Source organism: Roseburia sp. OM04-10BH, from assembly GCF_003462605.1.
Classification (GTDB): Bacteria; Bacillota; Clostridia; order Lachnospirales; family Lachnospiraceae; genus Roseburia_C; species Roseburia_C amylophila.
Genome location: NZ_QTZI01000005.1, coordinates 87,823 through 104,131, shown reverse-complemented (window position 1 = coordinate 104,131; position 16,309 = coordinate 87,823). Strand labels below are relative to the sequence as shown.

At 42.6% G+C, this 16,309-nt stretch carries 15 protein-coding genes and 1 riboswitch; of the genes, 13 read left to right on the top strand and 2 right to left on the bottom strand.

What is annotated here, in order from left to right; genetic code table 11:
- Window positions 1-70 precede the first annotated feature (70 nt).
- Window positions 71-146: riboswitch (cyclic di-GMP riboswitch) on the top strand.
- 108 nt (window positions 147-254) lie between these two features.
- Window positions 255-2,177 (top strand): type I pullulanase, encoded by a 1,923-nt coding sequence (pulA, locus tag DXB43_RS06925; protein ID WP_117947162.1) that lies wholly within the window; start codon window positions 255-257, stop codon window positions 2,175-2,177.
- A gap of 94 nt (window positions 2,178-2,271) precedes the next feature.
- Entirely contained in the window at window positions 2,272-4,434 is a 2,163-nt protein-coding gene (gene nrdD, locus DXB43_RS06920; RefSeq protein ID WP_117947161.1) for an anaerobic ribonucleoside-triphosphate reductase, read from the top strand.
- A 111-nt stretch (window positions 4,435-4,545) separates the two neighbouring features.
- On the opposite strand, the gene DXB43_RS06915 is transcribed toward nrdD, so the two are convergent.
- The gene (locus DXB43_RS06915; RefSeq protein ID WP_243006649.1) at window positions 4,546-5,904 is read right to left on the bottom strand and encodes an MATE family efflux transporter; all 1,359 of its coding nucleotides are present in this window, start codon (window positions 5,902-5,904) and stop codon (window positions 4,546-4,548) included.
- Window positions 5,905-6,586: 682 nt separating this feature from the next.
- Between DXB43_RS06915 and DXB43_RS06910 the strand changes: the two genes are divergently transcribed.
- Genes DXB43_RS06910 through DXB43_RS06895 form a run of 4 tightly spaced genes read left to right on the top strand, consistent with a single transcriptional unit; the run spans window position 6,587 to window position 8,411 of the window.
- Window positions 6,587-7,090, top strand: a complete 504-nt coding sequence (locus DXB43_RS06910) for an RNA polymerase sigma factor (RefSeq protein WP_117947160.1) — start codon at window positions 6,587-6,589, stop codon at window positions 7,088-7,090.
- Window position 7,091: 1 nt separating this feature from the next.
- Window positions 7,092-7,550 (top strand): hypothetical protein, encoded by a 459-nt coding sequence (locus DXB43_RS06905; protein WP_117947159.1) that lies wholly within the window; start codon window positions 7,092-7,094, stop codon window positions 7,548-7,550.
- Between the two features lies 1 nt (window position 7,551).
- Entirely contained in the window at window positions 7,552-8,088 is a 537-nt protein-coding gene (locus DXB43_RS06900; RefSeq protein WP_117841592.1) for a hypothetical protein, read from the top strand.
- A 5-nt stretch (window positions 8,089-8,093) separates the two neighbouring features.
- Window positions 8,094-8,411, top strand: coding sequence for a LiaF transmembrane domain-containing protein (locus DXB43_RS06895; RefSeq protein WP_117697767.1), 318 nt, complete (start codon window positions 8,094-8,096; stop codon window positions 8,409-8,411).
- A 24-nt stretch (window positions 8,412-8,435) separates the two neighbouring features.
- On the opposite strand, the gene DXB43_RS06890 is transcribed toward DXB43_RS06895, so the two are convergent.
- The gene (locus tag DXB43_RS06890; protein ID WP_117947158.1) at window positions 8,436-9,332 is read right to left on the bottom strand and encodes an AraC family transcriptional regulator; all 897 of its coding nucleotides are present in this window, start codon (window positions 9,330-9,332) and stop codon (window positions 8,436-8,438) included.
- Window positions 9,333-9,485: 153 nt separating this feature from the next.
- Between DXB43_RS06890 and DXB43_RS06885 the strand changes: the two genes are divergently transcribed.
- The 7 genes from DXB43_RS06885 (at window position 9,486) to DXB43_RS06855 (ending at window position 16,233) form a co-directional block, all read left to right on the top strand.
- On the top strand, window positions 9,486-10,421 hold the full coding sequence (locus tag DXB43_RS06885) for a glycoside hydrolase family 113 (protein ID WP_117947157.1): 936 nt from the start codon (window positions 9,486-9,488) through the stop codon (window positions 10,419-10,421).
- A 195-nt stretch (window positions 10,422-10,616) separates the two neighbouring features.
- Window positions 10,617-10,862 (top strand): hypothetical protein, encoded by a 246-nt coding sequence (locus DXB43_RS06880; RefSeq protein WP_117947156.1) that lies wholly within the window; start codon window positions 10,617-10,619, stop codon window positions 10,860-10,862.
- A gap of 67 nt (window positions 10,863-10,929) precedes the next feature.
- Entirely contained in the window at window positions 10,930-12,525 is a 1,596-nt protein-coding gene (locus tag DXB43_RS06875) for a GH1 family beta-glucosidase (RefSeq protein ID WP_117947155.1), read from the top strand.
- A gap of 300 nt (window positions 12,526-12,825) precedes the next feature.
- Window positions 12,826-13,485: a response regulator transcription factor gene (locus DXB43_RS06870; protein ID WP_022243011.1), complete on the top strand. Its 660-nt coding sequence runs from the start codon at window positions 12,826-12,828 to the stop codon at window positions 13,483-13,485.
- Entirely contained in the window at window positions 13,482-14,936 is a 1,455-nt protein-coding gene (locus DXB43_RS06865; protein WP_117947154.1) for a sensor histidine kinase, read from the top strand. The genes DXB43_RS06870 and DXB43_RS06865 overlap by 4 nt, the downstream gene beginning before the upstream one ends.
- A 23-nt stretch (window positions 14,937-14,959) precedes the next feature.
- Window positions 14,960-15,724 carry a hypothetical protein gene (locus DXB43_RS06860; RefSeq protein WP_147422399.1) on the top strand — a complete coding sequence of 255 codons (765 nt, stop codon included), beginning with the start codon at window positions 14,960-14,962 and terminating at the stop codon, window positions 15,722-15,724.
- 71 nt (window positions 15,725-15,795) lie between these two features.
- Window positions 15,796-16,233 (top strand): EAL domain-containing protein, encoded by a 438-nt coding sequence (locus tag DXB43_RS06855; RefSeq protein ID WP_158567202.1) that lies wholly within the window; start codon window positions 15,796-15,798, stop codon window positions 16,231-16,233.
- Window positions 16,234-16,309: the final 76 nt, after the last annotated feature.

Sequence of the window (16,309 nt, the reverse complement as noted above, 5' to 3'; positions counted from 1 at the left end):
ACTGAAATATAAGAATTGCAATAAGTAACCGGAGTCATTGACTTATAATTATGCCACCATTATAATAAAGATTATGTATCAGCAAAACAGGTGAAAGCCTGTGACGCAAAGCTATAGGGTCTTTGAAATGACAGCCAGTTGCAAGAAGGAAGCATCCGTGCATTGGCGGAAGCTTCCTTTTTTCGGTTATGCGGGAAATGCGCAAAGTGTGTTTCCTGTAGCCGTACGCAGGTAACGAGGGAAAGGAAACAAATATGCAGAAGTTTGATTATGAAGTATACACAGGAAATGATTTAGGAGCGGTATACTCACCGAAAATGACAAGATTTAAGGTCTGGGCACCGGAGGCAGAATCCGTGAAGCTGAACCTTTATAAACAGGGCGAAGGAGATAATCTCATAGAACAGCATGTTATGAAGAAGTCAGTAAACGGTACTTACGTTTTTGAAAAACAGGGCGATTGCAATGGAATCTACTATACCTATACAGTAGTAAATCACGGGGAAGAGCAGGAGGCAGTAGATCCGTATACAAAAGCTGCCGGGGTAAACGGGCAGCGCGGTATGGTTATCAATCTGGCAAAGACAAACCCACAGGGCTTTGAACTGGATGGGTACCGGAATCCGGAGCATATCACAGATGCCATTATCTATGAAGGCAGTGTAAGGGATTTTACCATGGATGAATCCAGTGGTGTGTTCCACAACGGTAAATTCTTAGGACTGACAGAGGCAAATACCACCAATCATTTCGGAGAGGCAACCGCACTGGATTATATCAGTGACCTTGGCATTACCCATGTGCAGATTCTTCCGGCATTTGATTTTGAGACCGTAGATGAGAAAAATCAGAAAGCACAGTATAACTGGGGATATGATCCGGATAATTATAATGTTCCGGAAGGCTCTTATGCAGTCAGCCCATATGATGGAGCGGTGCGGATTCAGGAAATGAAACAGATGGTGCTGGCATTGCACAGCAGAGGAATCGGAGTGATTATGGATGTGGTCTTTAATCATACCTATCGAAGGGATGATTCCAACCTTCAGAAGATTGTGCCGGGCTATTATTATAGAAGTGATGAGACCGGATATACTGACGGATCCGGCTGTGGCAATGAAGTGGCCAGTGACCGTCCGATGGTGCAGAAATTAATCGTAGATTCCCTGATTTACTGGGCAAAGGAATATCATATCGATGGATTCCGCTTTGATTTGATGGGAGTTCTGGATATTGATACAATGAATGTTATTGCAGAGCGTTTAAAAGAAATCCGTCCGGATATTTATCTTTATGGGGAAGGCTGGAACGGTGGCCCATCTTCTCTGGCAGAGGAGAAACGTGCATTTAAAGCCAGTGCGAAAAAGATGCCGGGAATCGGCATGTTCAATGATGACATCCGTGATACCATAAAAGGAAGCGTATTCTATGATGATCATCTGGGTTTTGTTAATGGCGGCATCCATCTGGAAAATGCATTGCGCTATGGCATTACAGGAGCAGTCGCACATCCACAGGTAGATTATGATGCCTATGGCAGTAAGCCGTGGGCGAAAGAGCCGGGACAGAGTATTAATTATGTCTCCTGTCATGATAACTATACCCTGTGGGATAAATTATCCGTCTCCTGCCCGGAGGCATCGGAAGAAAAGAAGAAAGCCATGAACCGGTTGTGCGCAGCCATTGTATTTACTTCCCAGGGCGTGCCTTTTATCCAGGCAGGTGAAGAATTCCTCCGCAGCAAACCGCTGCCGGAGAAAAAAGGTTTTGCAGAAAACAGCTATAATATGCCGGATGCGGTAAACAGCATCAAGTGGGATAATATACATGAATATCCGGATATGATAGCATACTATAAGGGCTTGATGGAACTGCGGAAAGCCCATCCGGTATTCCGTATGCAGAGTGAAGCGGAAATGACACAGAATCTCTGCTTCTTATCAGATACACCGGAAAATGTTGTGGCATATCTTTTAAAGGGAAAAGGTGCAGATGATACACCGGAAAACATTTTGGTAATATTCAACGGAAATGATGAAGAGATTTTGTATAATTTGCCGGAAGGAAAATGGAAAATTCTGGTGGATGACAAAACGGCAGGTGCAGACGGCAAAAAAATTATTTCCGAAAAGACCGATGTAGAGCCGCTTTCCGCTCTTGTATTAGAAAAAGAATAAACAATTTGGCACAATACCTTGAAAAGATAATTTAATCTGATACAATATATAGTATACGCGTTGAAAATGAATTATTTTGAATAGGGGTGCGAATATGAAAATCATAAAGAGAAGTGGGACGGAAGTTATATTTGATAAAGAGAAGATTTTAGCGGCTGTGTGTAAAGCCAATGAAAGTGTGGTAGACAGCGAGCGTATGACAGAGGCACAGATTAATGCTATTGGTGAAAATGTGGAGAAGGCATGTAATACCATGAACCGTGCATTAACCGTAGAAGAGATTCAGGATCTGGTGGAGAACCTGATTATGAATCAGCGTGCGTATACGGTAGCTAGAAATTATATCACTTACCGCTATAAACGTGCTCTGGTAAGGAAGACCAATTCTACCGACGACCAGATTCTGACACTGCTTGCCTGCAAGAATGAGGAAGTAAAGCAGGAAAACAGCAACAAGAATCCAACTGTAAGCAGTGTGCAGCGTGATTATATGGCAGGAGAAGTCAGCAAGGATATTACCAAGCGTTTCCTGCTGCCGCAGGATATTGTAGAAGCCCATGAGCAGGGAATTATACATTTCCACGATTCCGATTATTTTGCACAGCATATGCATAACTGTTGTCTGGTTAATTTAGAGGATATGCTGCAGAATGGTACGGTAATCAGTGAGACCATGATTGATAAGCCAAAGAGCTTTGAGACTGCCTGCAATATTGCAACCCAGAGCATTGCCCAGATTGCAAGTTCACAGTATGGGGGACAGAGTATTTCACTGGCACATTTAGCACCATTTGTCAATGTGAGCCGTCAGAAATTCCGTCGTCAGGTAGCAGCGGAATTTGAAGCAGCAGGACTGGAATTAATAGAGGAACAGATTAATAAAGTAGCAGAGATTCGAGTAAAAGACGAAATCAAGCGTGGCGTCCAGATGATTCAGTATCAGGTGATCACATTGATGACCACCAATGGACAGGCTCCGTTTGTAACAGTCTTTATGTATATTGATGAAGTACCGGAAGGACAGGTAAGAGACGACCTTGCAGCGATTATTGAAGAAGTCTTAAAGCAGAGAATTCTTGGTGTGAAAAATGAGCAGGGCATCTACATTACACCGGCATTTCCAAAGCTGATTTATGTGCTGGAAGAGGATAATGTTGAGCCGGATTCCAAGTATTATTATCTGACAGAGCTGGCTGCAAAATGTACCGCAAAGCGTCTGGTACCGGATTATATTTCAGAAAAAATTATGAAACAGCTGAAAGAGGGCAACTGCTATCCATGTATGGGCTGTCGTTCTTTCTTAAGCGTATACAAGGATGAAGAAGGAAAGCCGAAATATTACGGACGGTTCAATCAGGGTGTCGTAACACTGAATCTGGTGGATATTGCATGTTCCTCCGGCGGAGATATGACCCGTTTCTGGGAAATCTTCGATGAGCGTCTGGAATTATGCTATCGGGCATTGATGGCAAGACATAACCGCCTGAAGGGAACACCTTCTGATGTGGCACCGATTCTCTGGCAGTATGGTGCACTGGCCCGTCTTAAGAAGGGCGAGACCATAGACAGGCTTTTATATGGCGGCTATTCCACTATCTCTTTAGGCTATGCAGGATTGTGTGAATGTACCCGTTATATGACCGGTAAATCCCATACTAATCCGGAAGCAACACCATTTGCACTGGCAGTGATGCAGCATTTAAATGATGCCTGCGATAAGTGGAAGACAGAGACAAATATTGCTTTCAGTGTATATGGGACACCACTTGAGTCTACGACCTATAAATTTGCAAAATGTTTGCAGAAGCGTTTCGGAATTATTCCGGGCGTTACGGATAAGAGCTATATTACCAACAGCTATCATGTTCATGTGACAGAGCATATTGACGCATTCAAGAAGCTTGGTTTTGAAGCAAAGTTCCAGGAGCTTTCCCCGGGCGGCGCAATCAGCTATGTGGAAGTGCCGGATATGCAGGATAATATTGAGGCGGTACTGTCTGTCATCCGTTATATTTATGACCATATTATGTATGCAGAACTGAATACCAAGAGTGATTATTGTATGGAATGTGGTTACAATGGCGAGATTAAAATTGTAACAGACAAATACGGCAAGCTGGTGTGGGAATGCCCAAGCTGTGGTAACCGTGACCAGGATAAGATGAACGTGGCAAGACGTACCTGTGGTTATATCGGAACCCAGTTCTGGAATCAGGGAAGAACTCAGGAAATCAAAGACCGTGTATTACATTTGTAAAGAAAATTTAGAAAAAGAAAAAGGAGTACGTTAAAGTTGGCTCCATAAAAATACCCCGGAAACAGAAAGATTCATTCTTTGGAAGAAGGAACCATCTGCTTCCGGGGTTTTCTATACTGCACTTTTTCGGAATAACTTCCTGCGCAGCAGGTAATAGGCAAGAAGCATCATGCTTCCGGTCAGTACCCAGGAAATCGGATAGATAACCATAACTACCCAGAACTCATGGAAATACCGGCAGACGGTAGATACCCAGATGAGCCGTAGGACACAGGAACCGAAAACGGTAATCAGTGCAGGCGACAGGGAATGTCCCAGTCCACGCATGGCGCCTCCGCTGATTTCATAGGTAGAAGTCAAAAGCTCTAAGGTTGTTGCAATTAACAGGCGCTGGACGGCAAAGGTAAGTACCTCCGGGTCGTTGCTGTAAAGGTGCAGGAAGAAGCCCCGTCCTAAGATGAAGACACCGGAAAGGAGTCCGCAGAAGATAAGGGAAAATATCATATTTAAACGGAATACCTTTTTGCAGCGGTCATATTTACCAGCACCGTAATTCTGGCTGGTGAAAGTAACAGTAGTCTGGGCAAAAGCATTTACCACAAAATAGGAAAAATATTCAAAGTTTAACGATGCGGCAGAACCAGCGACAGCATCAGAGCCGAAGCTGTTAATGGTGCTCTGGATGCAGACATTGGCAATGGAAAAGACCATACCCTGCAATCCGGCAGGAACGCCGATGACAAGAATCTTCTTTAATTCATGCCAGGAGATGGCAAGTGCCTTTGGCTCTAAACGAATCGGATCATCCTCATGCAGCAGGATGTAAATCAGGATTCCGGAGCTTACAATATTCGAAACCACGGTAGCGATAGCAACACCGGATACGCCAAGGTGGAAGGCAATGACCAGAATAAGATTCAGCCCGGTATTGATAACACCGGCTGCAATCAGTGCATAAAGCGGCCGTCTGCTGTCTCCAGTACTCCGGAGAATCGAGGAACAGAAGTCGTATAACAGAATGAATGGCATACCAAGGAAGTAAATCCGAAGGTATAAGACCGCAAGGTCAATGACATCATCCGGCGTTCCCATCAGTACCAGAACCGGTCTTGCAATAAACTGTCCCAAAACCAGCAGGAAAATGCCGCCAGCCAGAGCCACAACAATGGCAGTGTGAATGGCTGCTTTGATATTCTTATGGACACCCTGACCGATATATCGGGAAATAATAACATTCGAACCCAGTGAAATACCGATAAAAAGGTTAATCATCAAAGCAATCAGGGAACTGTTGCTTCCCACGGCAGCTAAAGCCTGGCTGCTGGCAAAGTTGCCGACGACAGCGGTATCCACAGAGTTAAAAAGCTGCTGTAAAATACTGCTGGCAGCCAGCGGCAGCGCAAAAATCAAAATTTTATTCCATAAAGGTCCATGTGTCATATCAATGGAGTTTTTCTTCTTTTCTATCATTTAAATCCCTCGTATATTAGATGTATTGGCAATCGCGAAAGAAAAAGATTCTAAAATATTTTGAGAAATAAATCTTTTGTTTCTTTTTCTTAATAGGAAATATTATGTAATTCCTGCTTCGCATTTTTCCTGATTGCCGGCTGTCTTTCCGTTTGCTTTGATAAAAGACGCTTGTGCTGTCCGTCGATTACGGATGCCGCCTGAAATCTGCAAGGGGCACTAAGAATTTCGATGGGATTCTACTTTCGTCTGGCAACCGGTGTATATTCACATCCATGTTCAGATACACCGGTTGCCAGACGAAATTCCAAGTGCCCCTAGGCAGATTTCAAAAGGCGTCCGTATTTCGGCGAACAGCCCAAGTGTCTTATCAAACATTGGAAAGACAGGCGGAATAGCAAAAAGAAAAATGCGGGGGATGGAATTACAATATTTCCTATTTAAAAAGAAACAGAAGATTTATCGGCTAAAATAGGTTATATATGTTTTCTTTCGCAATTGCTCTATCATTCATGATAACCACAGTGATTATAGTTTCACGGAAAAGAAAAGTCAATAGAATGGATTCCGGATAGAATAAATTAAAAAAAATATTGATTTTTTGAAAAAATTGAAGACAATAGAAAAAGATAATCGTTATATAGTATGAGAACGTTCTTAAAAGACAAGGAGGTGGATAAAAATGTGTCAGGAACCATTTACGCAGATGGTTCATAAATATCAGAATCTGGTATTTTCTATTTGCGTTAAGATGACCGGAGATTACTTTGCAGCAGAAGATTTGACGCAGGAAACATTTTTATCTGCCTACCAGCACAAGGAAGAGTTCGACGGTAAGAATGAGAAAGCCTGGCTTTGCAGGATTGCTTCGAATAAATGTATCGATTACAGCAGACAGGCGGCAAGGCGGATGGTACCCACCGAAGACGAAGTCTTAGGAAGTCATCCGGCGAGAGCAGGGGGACCGGAAGAGCAATGCATCGAAGAGGTGGTCCGGGAAGAACTGAAGGAAAAATGCAGACAGTTGAAACCACCTTATGATGAAATCGCAAAGCTGTACTTCTGTGAAGAACATCCTGCCGGCGAGATAGCAGAGTTAAAGCAGAAGAATTTGAAAACCGTGCAGACACAGATATACCGGGCGCGGGCAATGCTTAGAAAACTATATGGAAAGGAGCGGAGCTGATATGAGAAAAGAAGATACACAGGAGTATTTAAGTGACGAAGCGTTAGAAGCACTGATCCGGGAAACAGAAGAAGGACCGATGATAAAAGCACCGGAATATTTAGAAGAAAATATTCTGCATAAAATTGAGCAGCAGCAGAAGATTATTGTATACAAAGAAAAAGTGTCAGCGAAGCGGAAGCTCCTGACTTATAGCATGAAAGTAATGGTTGCGGCGGCAGCGGCAATCGCCTTTCTGATTGTAGTTCCTACGGTGGAGCAGCAGAGCAGACCAAACATGGAAACTTATGTGGCAGAAGCAAAAGAGCAGGCAAATAAGGACTTACAGGAACAGAAAGAGAAAGCGAAAAAGCGTAGTGAAGAGCAGAATTTCTTACAGAGTGTAAATGATGCGTCCAGTGCATTTTGCGATTTTATTACTGAGACGACAAATGGATGGTTTTTAAAGGAGGAAAGATAACATGACGAAAAAGAGAAATGGATTTTTAAGATTTTGCTGTTCCCTTTTACCGGGAGCAGGGGAAATGTATATGGGATTTATGAAAATGGGCTTAAGCCTGATGTCGATGTTCTTTGGCATTATTGTAGCAGCATCTATTTTTGAACTTGGACCGCTGGCAGTGCTTGCAGTAATTGCATGGTTTTACAGCTTCTTTCATGTACACAATTTAGCAGGCTTATCAGATGAAGAATTCTATGCCGTGGAGGATGAGTATTTATTCCATTTAAGTGGAGAAGGCGGGAAAGATAAATCCTTTGTAAAGCGTTATCATACCATTATTGCAGTCGTGCTGATTCTGCTTGGTATTATGTTAATCTGGAACAGTTTCTATTGGATGATTGCAAATTTAATTCCGGATGAAACGGTCTGGGTACTTCAGGAAATCAGTTACCGGCTTCCAAGACTGCTGGCAGGAATTGCAATTATAGCAGCAGGAATTTATCTGGTTCATGGTAAGAAAAAATCCCTTGAGGAAGAAGAGAAAAAGGAGGCATAAGGAAAATGGATGAGAATGTGAAAGAAGTACGCACCCACAGAGTGGGCAGCATTACCTTAGGCAGTGCACTGGTTTTATTTGGAATCCTGTTTCTGGTGCATCTGTTTGTGCCGGTATTGACCTATGAAATCATTTTCCATATCTGGCCATGTATCTTTATCCTGCTTGGAATAGAAATTCTTCTTGCCAACCGGAAGAAGAATGTGGAATTTGTCTATGATGGTAAGGCGGTATTCCTTACCATCACATTAACCTTCTTTGCCATGCTGATGGCAGGAGCAGATGTGGCAATTCAGCAGGCAGATATCTACATGCACCTTTAAGAATGCAGCATTAAGAATGTACCTTTAAGAGGAATGCTCCTTCCGGTATTGCTTTGGCGTCATTTTGTGCTTGTTTCGGAAAGCCTTAATAAAATGGCTGCAATCGGAAAATCCGGTTTCCTGACTGATATAATTCAAGTCAAGATTGGTAAAGAGCAGCAGATCCTCAGCCTTGCAAAGGCGGATAAATTCAATATATTTTTTACAGGACTGGCCATAGAGTTCCCGGAAGCTTTTGGCAAAATAGGAATAACTCATATTACACATTCTGGCAAGGTCTTCCACCTTTAATGGCTCCTGGGCATGAGCGTCGATATATTCCGTAATGGAATGTATGGACGCTTCTTCTGTATTTTGCGGAATAGCCAGAGATTTATCCGTATTAAAACCCTGTGCCCGCCAGATACGCAGGATAAAGGTTAAAAGGGAATTAATCTGGGACTGTACCAGAATCCGGTAACCGTATTCCTGCTGCTGCATTTCGTGTTCACAGGAGGAAAAGATTCCGGCAATGGGATAGCCTGTTAACATCGCTTTGGAAAAATATTTCGGAGCATGGGAATCACCCTTCGCCAGATTAAAAAGTGATACAAAATTAATCCCAGAAAAAGTGGTACTTAATGCATTGCCGGATGGTGCAAGCTGGTTTAAGTCAAATTTCATGACATAATAAACCAATGGCTGCTCTGTGGCAGTATAGATAGAATGGATTGCCTGCGGAAGAAATAATGTCATATCACCTTCTTCTAGTACATAAGTATCATCATCACAGTTGATGATGGCGGTGCCCTCTAACATATACAGAATTTCAACAAAATAATGCCAGTGGGACCGGATAGGAAAAGAATGGATTCTCGTATTAAATAAGAAACATTCAAAAGGAGCATTCAGCCGGTCGCTGTATTCAAAAAGTGAATTCATAAAGTCGTCCCCCAATATATCTGAAATAAATGAATTCCTGTTATAAGAGATTTTTACTATTTTTATAATAAATCATTATAGCAAGATTCCAGGGTGAATGCTATAGTTTCCATCATAAAAAGTCATTGAAAGAGGAGAACGGAAACACTTACCATGGAATATATCTGCGGCATGACATATGCACCATTTGCAAGAAAAGGGAGCTATCAGGAGAAGAGTGCTTTTGACAGCTTAAAGAAAATGAAAGAAAATACCAACAGCAATTTTGTTATTTTAGCACCAAACGGCTTGCAGGATACGGCACAGTCGGAAGAGATTGGTTATACTTCTGAAGCAACGGTGTCAGATGATGAATTAAAGGGCATGATTGATTATGCGAAAGAGCTTGGCATGCGTGTGGCATTAAAGCCTACGGTAAACTGCAAAAATGGAACCTGGCGTGCCCATGTCAATTTCTTTGATGAAGACGTAGTCTGTGAACCAAAGTGGTGTAACTGGTTTGAATCCTATACAGAATTTCAGCTTCATTATGCAAGGCTGGCAAAAGAAATGGGTGTGGAAATGCATATTGCAGGCTGCGAAATGGTTATGGCAGAGCGCAGGGAAGCAGAGTGGCGGAAGCTGATCGCTGATATCCGGAGTGAATTTGACGGACTTGTTTCCTATAATACCGATAAATATCAGGAGCATAATGTGAAATGGTGGGATGCAGTAGATGTGATTTCTTCCAGTGGCTATTATCCGTTGGAGGACTGGGAGAACCAGCTTGACCGGATTGAAGCGGTGGTAAAGAAATTTCAAAAACCATTTTTCTTTGCAGAGGCAGGATGTATGTCTATCGTGGATTCTAATAAAGTGCCAAATGACTGGACGGTGCAGGGAGAAGCAGATGCTAAGGGACAGGCAGACTGGTATGAGGCAATGTTTGAAGCCTGCTTAAAAAGAGAATGGGTGAGGGGCATGGCATTCTGGTCCTGGAACAGTCATCTCTACACGAAGAATGCTGCCCTAAAGAGAAAAGATTATGAAATATATGCAAAACCAGCGGAGAAAATCGTGAAAAAATACTACGATTCTATTCAAAAGTAACAAAAAGTCAAATGACTTAAAACAAACTGTTATGTCATATGGAATCCGTACATTCTGATTTTTTTTAATAAAATAGATTTCTACCATTTTTAAGGTAAAACACTCTATCCCGGAACAGTTGTTTCGTGGTAGAGTGTTTTTATAACGAAATCGATTGAGAAATCCTTCTGCAATTGTGAAAAATGATATATTTTTATGATTAGAATATATCTGAGAGGTTTGCCGAAGTACGAATGCATTTTAAGGGCTGTTAGGGGCACCTGGAATTTTGTCCGACATCTGGCAACGCTGGCACAGGGAAGTGCCAGCGAGGCACATATGAACATGGAAGTGAATTTGTGCCGGTTGCCGGAAGAAAGAACAGGTCTCGCAAAATTCTTAGTGCCCTTTGCAGTTCTTATGCGGCATCCGTGCTCGGTAAACTGCGCAGATATTGCATAAAAAAATAAATGTCATTTTTTACAATAGCAGAAGAATAACACAAGAAATAGAATCAGGAGGAAAACAAATGTTTCGAAAAGATTTTGTATGGGGCGTTGCCAGCAGTGCCTATCAGGTAGAAGGAAGAGACAAAAACGATGGCGCAGGAACCTGCATCTGGGACACCTTTACCGAAGAGGGAAGAACTTTCGAACATCATAATGCCTATGTCAGTGCCGATGACATGCACCGTTATAAAGAGGACTATGCGCTGATGAGAGAACTTGGTGTGAAGGCATACCGTTTTTCCGTAAGCTGGGCGAGATTGATGCCGGAGGGAACCGGAAGAGTCAATGAAAAAGCGGTGGCACTCTATCGTGATATGATTCTTGAAATGAAGAAAAACGGCATTGAGCCATATATGACACTTTATCACTGGGAACTTCCGCAGGCATTGGAGGATAAAGGCGGCTGGCTCAATGAAGAAATCATAGATTGGTTTGCAGAATATGCAAAAGTAGTAGCAGAGAATTTTACTGATATCTGCGACAAGATTTTTACTTTGAATGAGCCACAGTGCTTTATCGGACTGGGATATTACCGTGGTATTCATGCACCGGGAAAGAAAGTCACACCAGAGGAAAGCTTCCGGATTGCGCATAATGCATTGCGGGCACATGGAAAAGCAGTTATTACTCTCCGGAAATATGCAAAGCAGCCGATACAGATTGGCTATGCACCAACCAGTGGGGTGGCATATCCAGCAAGTAATTCCCCGGAAGATATTGAAGCTGCAAAGAAGGTATATTTTGGCTTTTATAATGATGTCGACAACTGGACCTGGAATGTATCCTGGTATTCCGACCCGGTTATTTTAGGACATTATCCAAAGGAAGGCCTTGAGAAATACAAGGAGTATCTGCCGGAAATCACGAAAGAAGATATGGAACTGATTCACCAGCCCATTGATTTTTACGGACAGAATATTTATAACGGATATCCGGTTCGTGCAGGAGCAGATGGAGAACCGGAATTTGCAGACCGCCCTGCAGGATTTCCAAAGACTGCCGCAGAATGGCCGGTGACACCGGAATGTCTCTACTGGGCAGGAAAATTCCTCTACGAACGTTATCAGCTTCCGATTTATATTACGGAAAATGGAATGTCCTGTCATGACAATGTGGAAGCAGATGGCAGTGTACATGATGCCAACCGTATCCAGTTCTTAGATGAGTACCTTGGCAATCTGCAGAAGGCGGCGGATGAAGGAGCAGAGATTGCTGGTTATTTCTTATGGACTTTTTTGGACAATTTCGAATGGCATGAGGGCTATTCCGAACGGTTCGGAATTATTTATGTGGACTTTGCAACCCAGCAGCGTTATGTAAAGGATTCAGCATTCTGGTATAAGAAAGTCATGGAAAGCAATGGAGCAGCGTTATCCTGCAACCAGCCGGATAGAAAAATCCGGATAGAGCGTGGTGCTGCAGAAGTAACAGGTGCAGGATTTAAGGTAGAGAGGGAAATGGATCTGCTGCTTTCTGACAGCACAGATGTCATTTATGTGGCATCCGGCAGCGGTTTAATTGGCAGCATCTGGGTAGATGCCGGAGACAGGCTTACGATACCGGAGGGCATCCGGAAGATGCATTGCAGTGGAAAAATGACACTGGTGCAGGCGTAGCATGAAAAAATAATTGTTTCTTCTAGACCAGAGAAAATGAGAATAAAAAAAGTTTCTTTTATTCCGATGAGCAATCAGAAGGAATAGAAGAAACTTTTTTTGCTTTACGGGAAATTGCTTTCCTGTAAAGCAAAAAACGCTCCGCGAGGATGCGCACTGCGGCGTATAAGGTAGATGTCGCAAGCGACCGCCGCAGGCGCGGGAATGTGCAAGGCACATTCTTTTTTAATGTTCAGATACATTTTAGATACAAATATATGTTAAAATAAACATCAAAGAGTAGTAAAAGGAGCGGGCAGCATGATACGGATATTGGTTGTAGAGGATGAAAAGGCAATATCGGATTTAATCCGGCTGAATCTGATGAAGGCAGGCTATCAGTGTGTCTGTGTATACAATGGAATGAAAGCTGCAGACCTGTTGGAAACAGAAAATTTTGATTTGATTATATTGGATGTTATGCTGCCGGAATTAAATGGATTTGAATTGATGGAATACATCCGTCCAATGGGAATTCCGGTGATTTTTCTGACTGCAAAGGATTCCCTAAAAGACCGGATGCAGGGGCTGACCTCCGGGGCAGAGGATTATATGGTAAAGCCTTTTGAAGTGGTAGAACTTTTGGCACGGGTTAATATTGTGCTGCGCCGCTATCATAAGATGGAGCAGAAGATTACTTTTATGGATATTGAATTAGACAGTGAAAATCAGGTGGTGACAAAGGCAGGAAAAGAAGTGGAGCTTACGCCAAAGGAATTTGAACTCTTAGAAATTCTGATGCGCAACCGGAATATTACACTGTTCCGGGAAAGAATCTATGAAGAAATCTGGGGAACGGAATATTCCGTAGAGTCAAGAACCTTAGACCTTCATATCCAGAGATTACGGAAAAAACTGAATCTTGGAGCGGAGCTTAAAACAGTATTTAAGGCAGGATACCGGTTAGAGGATAAAGCATGAAATTTCGATATAAAGTATTAATTACAAATTTAATCCTGCTTTCAGTCAGTCTGGGACTGGTGGGCTATCTGATGATACATAAGAATTTTGAGCTGGCGAAGGAAACACAGATTTCTAATGCAGTCATTCAGAATAATCTGGTGCAGTCCTCGGTGGAATATGAAGTACTTCAGGCGTTGAACCGGGAAGAGTCGGTAAAGGGCGCACTTCCAGACATTGGAGCACAGGTCAGCAGCGGTATGCGGGCAGAAAATGTGACATTTTTTATTTATTATGGGGATAAGCTGGTTTATAACGAAACAGAAGAAAATGCCAATTTAAAGAAAGTCTGGGAAGCACAGCAGGAGGATGGAAATAAGAACTATGCCATCTTTGAAGAGGACGGCCATTATTATATTTATGTGACGGCAGCCAGTAAGGTAGGGGATGAGAACCTCTGCATCATCAGCAGAAGTGATGTGTCTGATGCCTACGTATTAAGAGACCGGGAAATCCGTTATTTCCGGCTGATTCTCTCCATTGGTCTTATGATAGAATCTCTGCTTATTTATGTTATCAGCCGGTATCTGACCAGGCCATTGGAGCAGTTGAACCGGGTGGCAGAGGAGATTACCGATGGCTCCTATGAAGCGAGGATTGCAGTAAAGAGTCAGGATGAGGTAGGACTTCTGGCAGAAAACTTTAACCGGATGGCGGAAGCGGTTTCGGAAAAAATCGAAGAGCTTCAGAAAATGGTGCGCAAAAGAGACCAGTTTGTGGCAGATTTTACCCATGAGATTAAGACGCCGATGACTTCTATTATCGGTTATGCAGATACCATGCGTTCCATGGAGCTTCCAAGAGAAGAACAGTTGCTGGCATTAAGTTATATCTTTTCCGAAGGCAAACGGTTGGAGCGGATGTCGGGAAAGCTCTTTGATTTGATTTATTTAAGAGAACATGAAATGGAAAAGGAAGCAGTTCAGGTTGAAAATGTCAGCCATGAAGTACTTGAGGTAGTCACACCGTCCCTTGATACAAAGAAACTTGTATTAAAAGAAAATATCGAGCCGGCAGTACTCTACGGCAATAAAGAACTTTTAGTTACAGCGCTGGTAAATTTATTGGACAATGCAAGAAAAGCTTCCATGGAGCATGGAATCATTGAATTTACCGGAAAGAAAATAAAGGAAAAGGAATCACCGTTTTATTATGAACTTTCCGTAAGAGATTATGGAATCGGCATGACGAAGGAAGAGGCAGAGCGGATTTGTGATGAATTCTATATGGCAGATAAATCCCGGGCGAGACAGGAAGGCGGAGCCGGAATCGGAATGTCATTGGTGGCATTGATTTTAGAACATCATCAGGCGGAGCTTATCATAGAAAGTGAGCCAAAGAAGGGAACGAAGATGCGGATATGTTTCAGAAAAGAAGGACAGGAAAACGAAAAAGAAGAAGAACAAAAATAAAGATAAAAGGAAGTGTCTGCGGAATGATAGCAGGGACATTTCTTGTGGTACTGACAGGAATTTTTCTGCCGGGAATTCTGATTGAAGGACAGGAGCGTAAAGCAGTGGGAGAAGTGCAGGCAGTTCCGGCGCAGTACATAGCTTCCGATTCCCTGCTGGCAAAGGAAGCATCGGAAAGCCTTAAGTTAAGCGAACGCATCCAGTTGATTACCGGGCAGTGGGAGAGTGAGACGCAGGAAGCTTATTCTTATGAAATGACTTTGACGGATTATGAGGCAGCGGCACTGGCAAGAGACAGCATGGAAGTCATTTATCAGAATGGACAGTATCCTTCTGATTTAGCTTCTTCTTATGCCAACTGGTATACCTGGGAAGCATTTCCGGAGAAAGCAGTGGATACCACATTTCACACCTACAGTGCTTACTACTGGAAGCTTGTTTTTACAAAATATGACGGCACAGAGAAGCATATGGTATTTCTCTTAGAGGATGGCACCGTTTTGCTGGCGGAGGCAGAAGGAAAAGATATTTTATCGGATGTTACAGCTACAGAGGAAGCTTCCTCATCCGTTAAAGACAATGAAGAAGAAAAAACAGTGGATAAAGAGCTGGCAGAACAGCTTTCCTACACGGGGTTGGACGTAGCCGGACTGAGGATAAAATCCGATAACATACAGGAAGAAAAGGATGCCACATACCGGTACTTTGAACTCTTTGATAAAACAAGATTTATCTATGGAATCAGCACAATATCAGATAGCCAAACGAAGCGTAACATGGTAAAATAAAAAAGAAGGCAAGGTATTTTCAGTGGCATAGATGGTCACCTGCAGTTATTGCGAAAATGATCCTTCCATGTATGATTTGGGAAATTTTGTTCTGGAACAGGCTTTGTGGGACAGTAAAAGCTTTTTACAGCAGAAGCCTTCCGGTATCGGTAATCAATGAGCGGATGGCAGTATTAAGAGGCTATGGAATCAAATTTGCCATGGATGATTTTGGAACAGGAAGTTCATCTTCTGCCATGGCACTTGAGATGCTGATTGATGAGATTAAGATTGATATGAGCTTTATCCGGAAGATTCTTGTAAATAAAAAGAATAAGGCGATTGTCCAGAGCATAGTGGATTTTGCCAATGCAGCCAATATCAAGAGTTGTCTGGAGGGCGTGGAAAATAAGGCATTAGAAGATTATCTCCGGACTGTGGAAGCCACCTGGTTTCAGGGATACTATTATTCCAAACCGGTTGGAGCAGATGAACTGGAGATACTTCTTTCGAACAGCTGGAAAAAATAAGAAAAGACAAAAAATAAAAGTAAAAATAGAATGATCAAGACCGGCAGTTTTGTGGCGATAAGAAATACAGCCATAG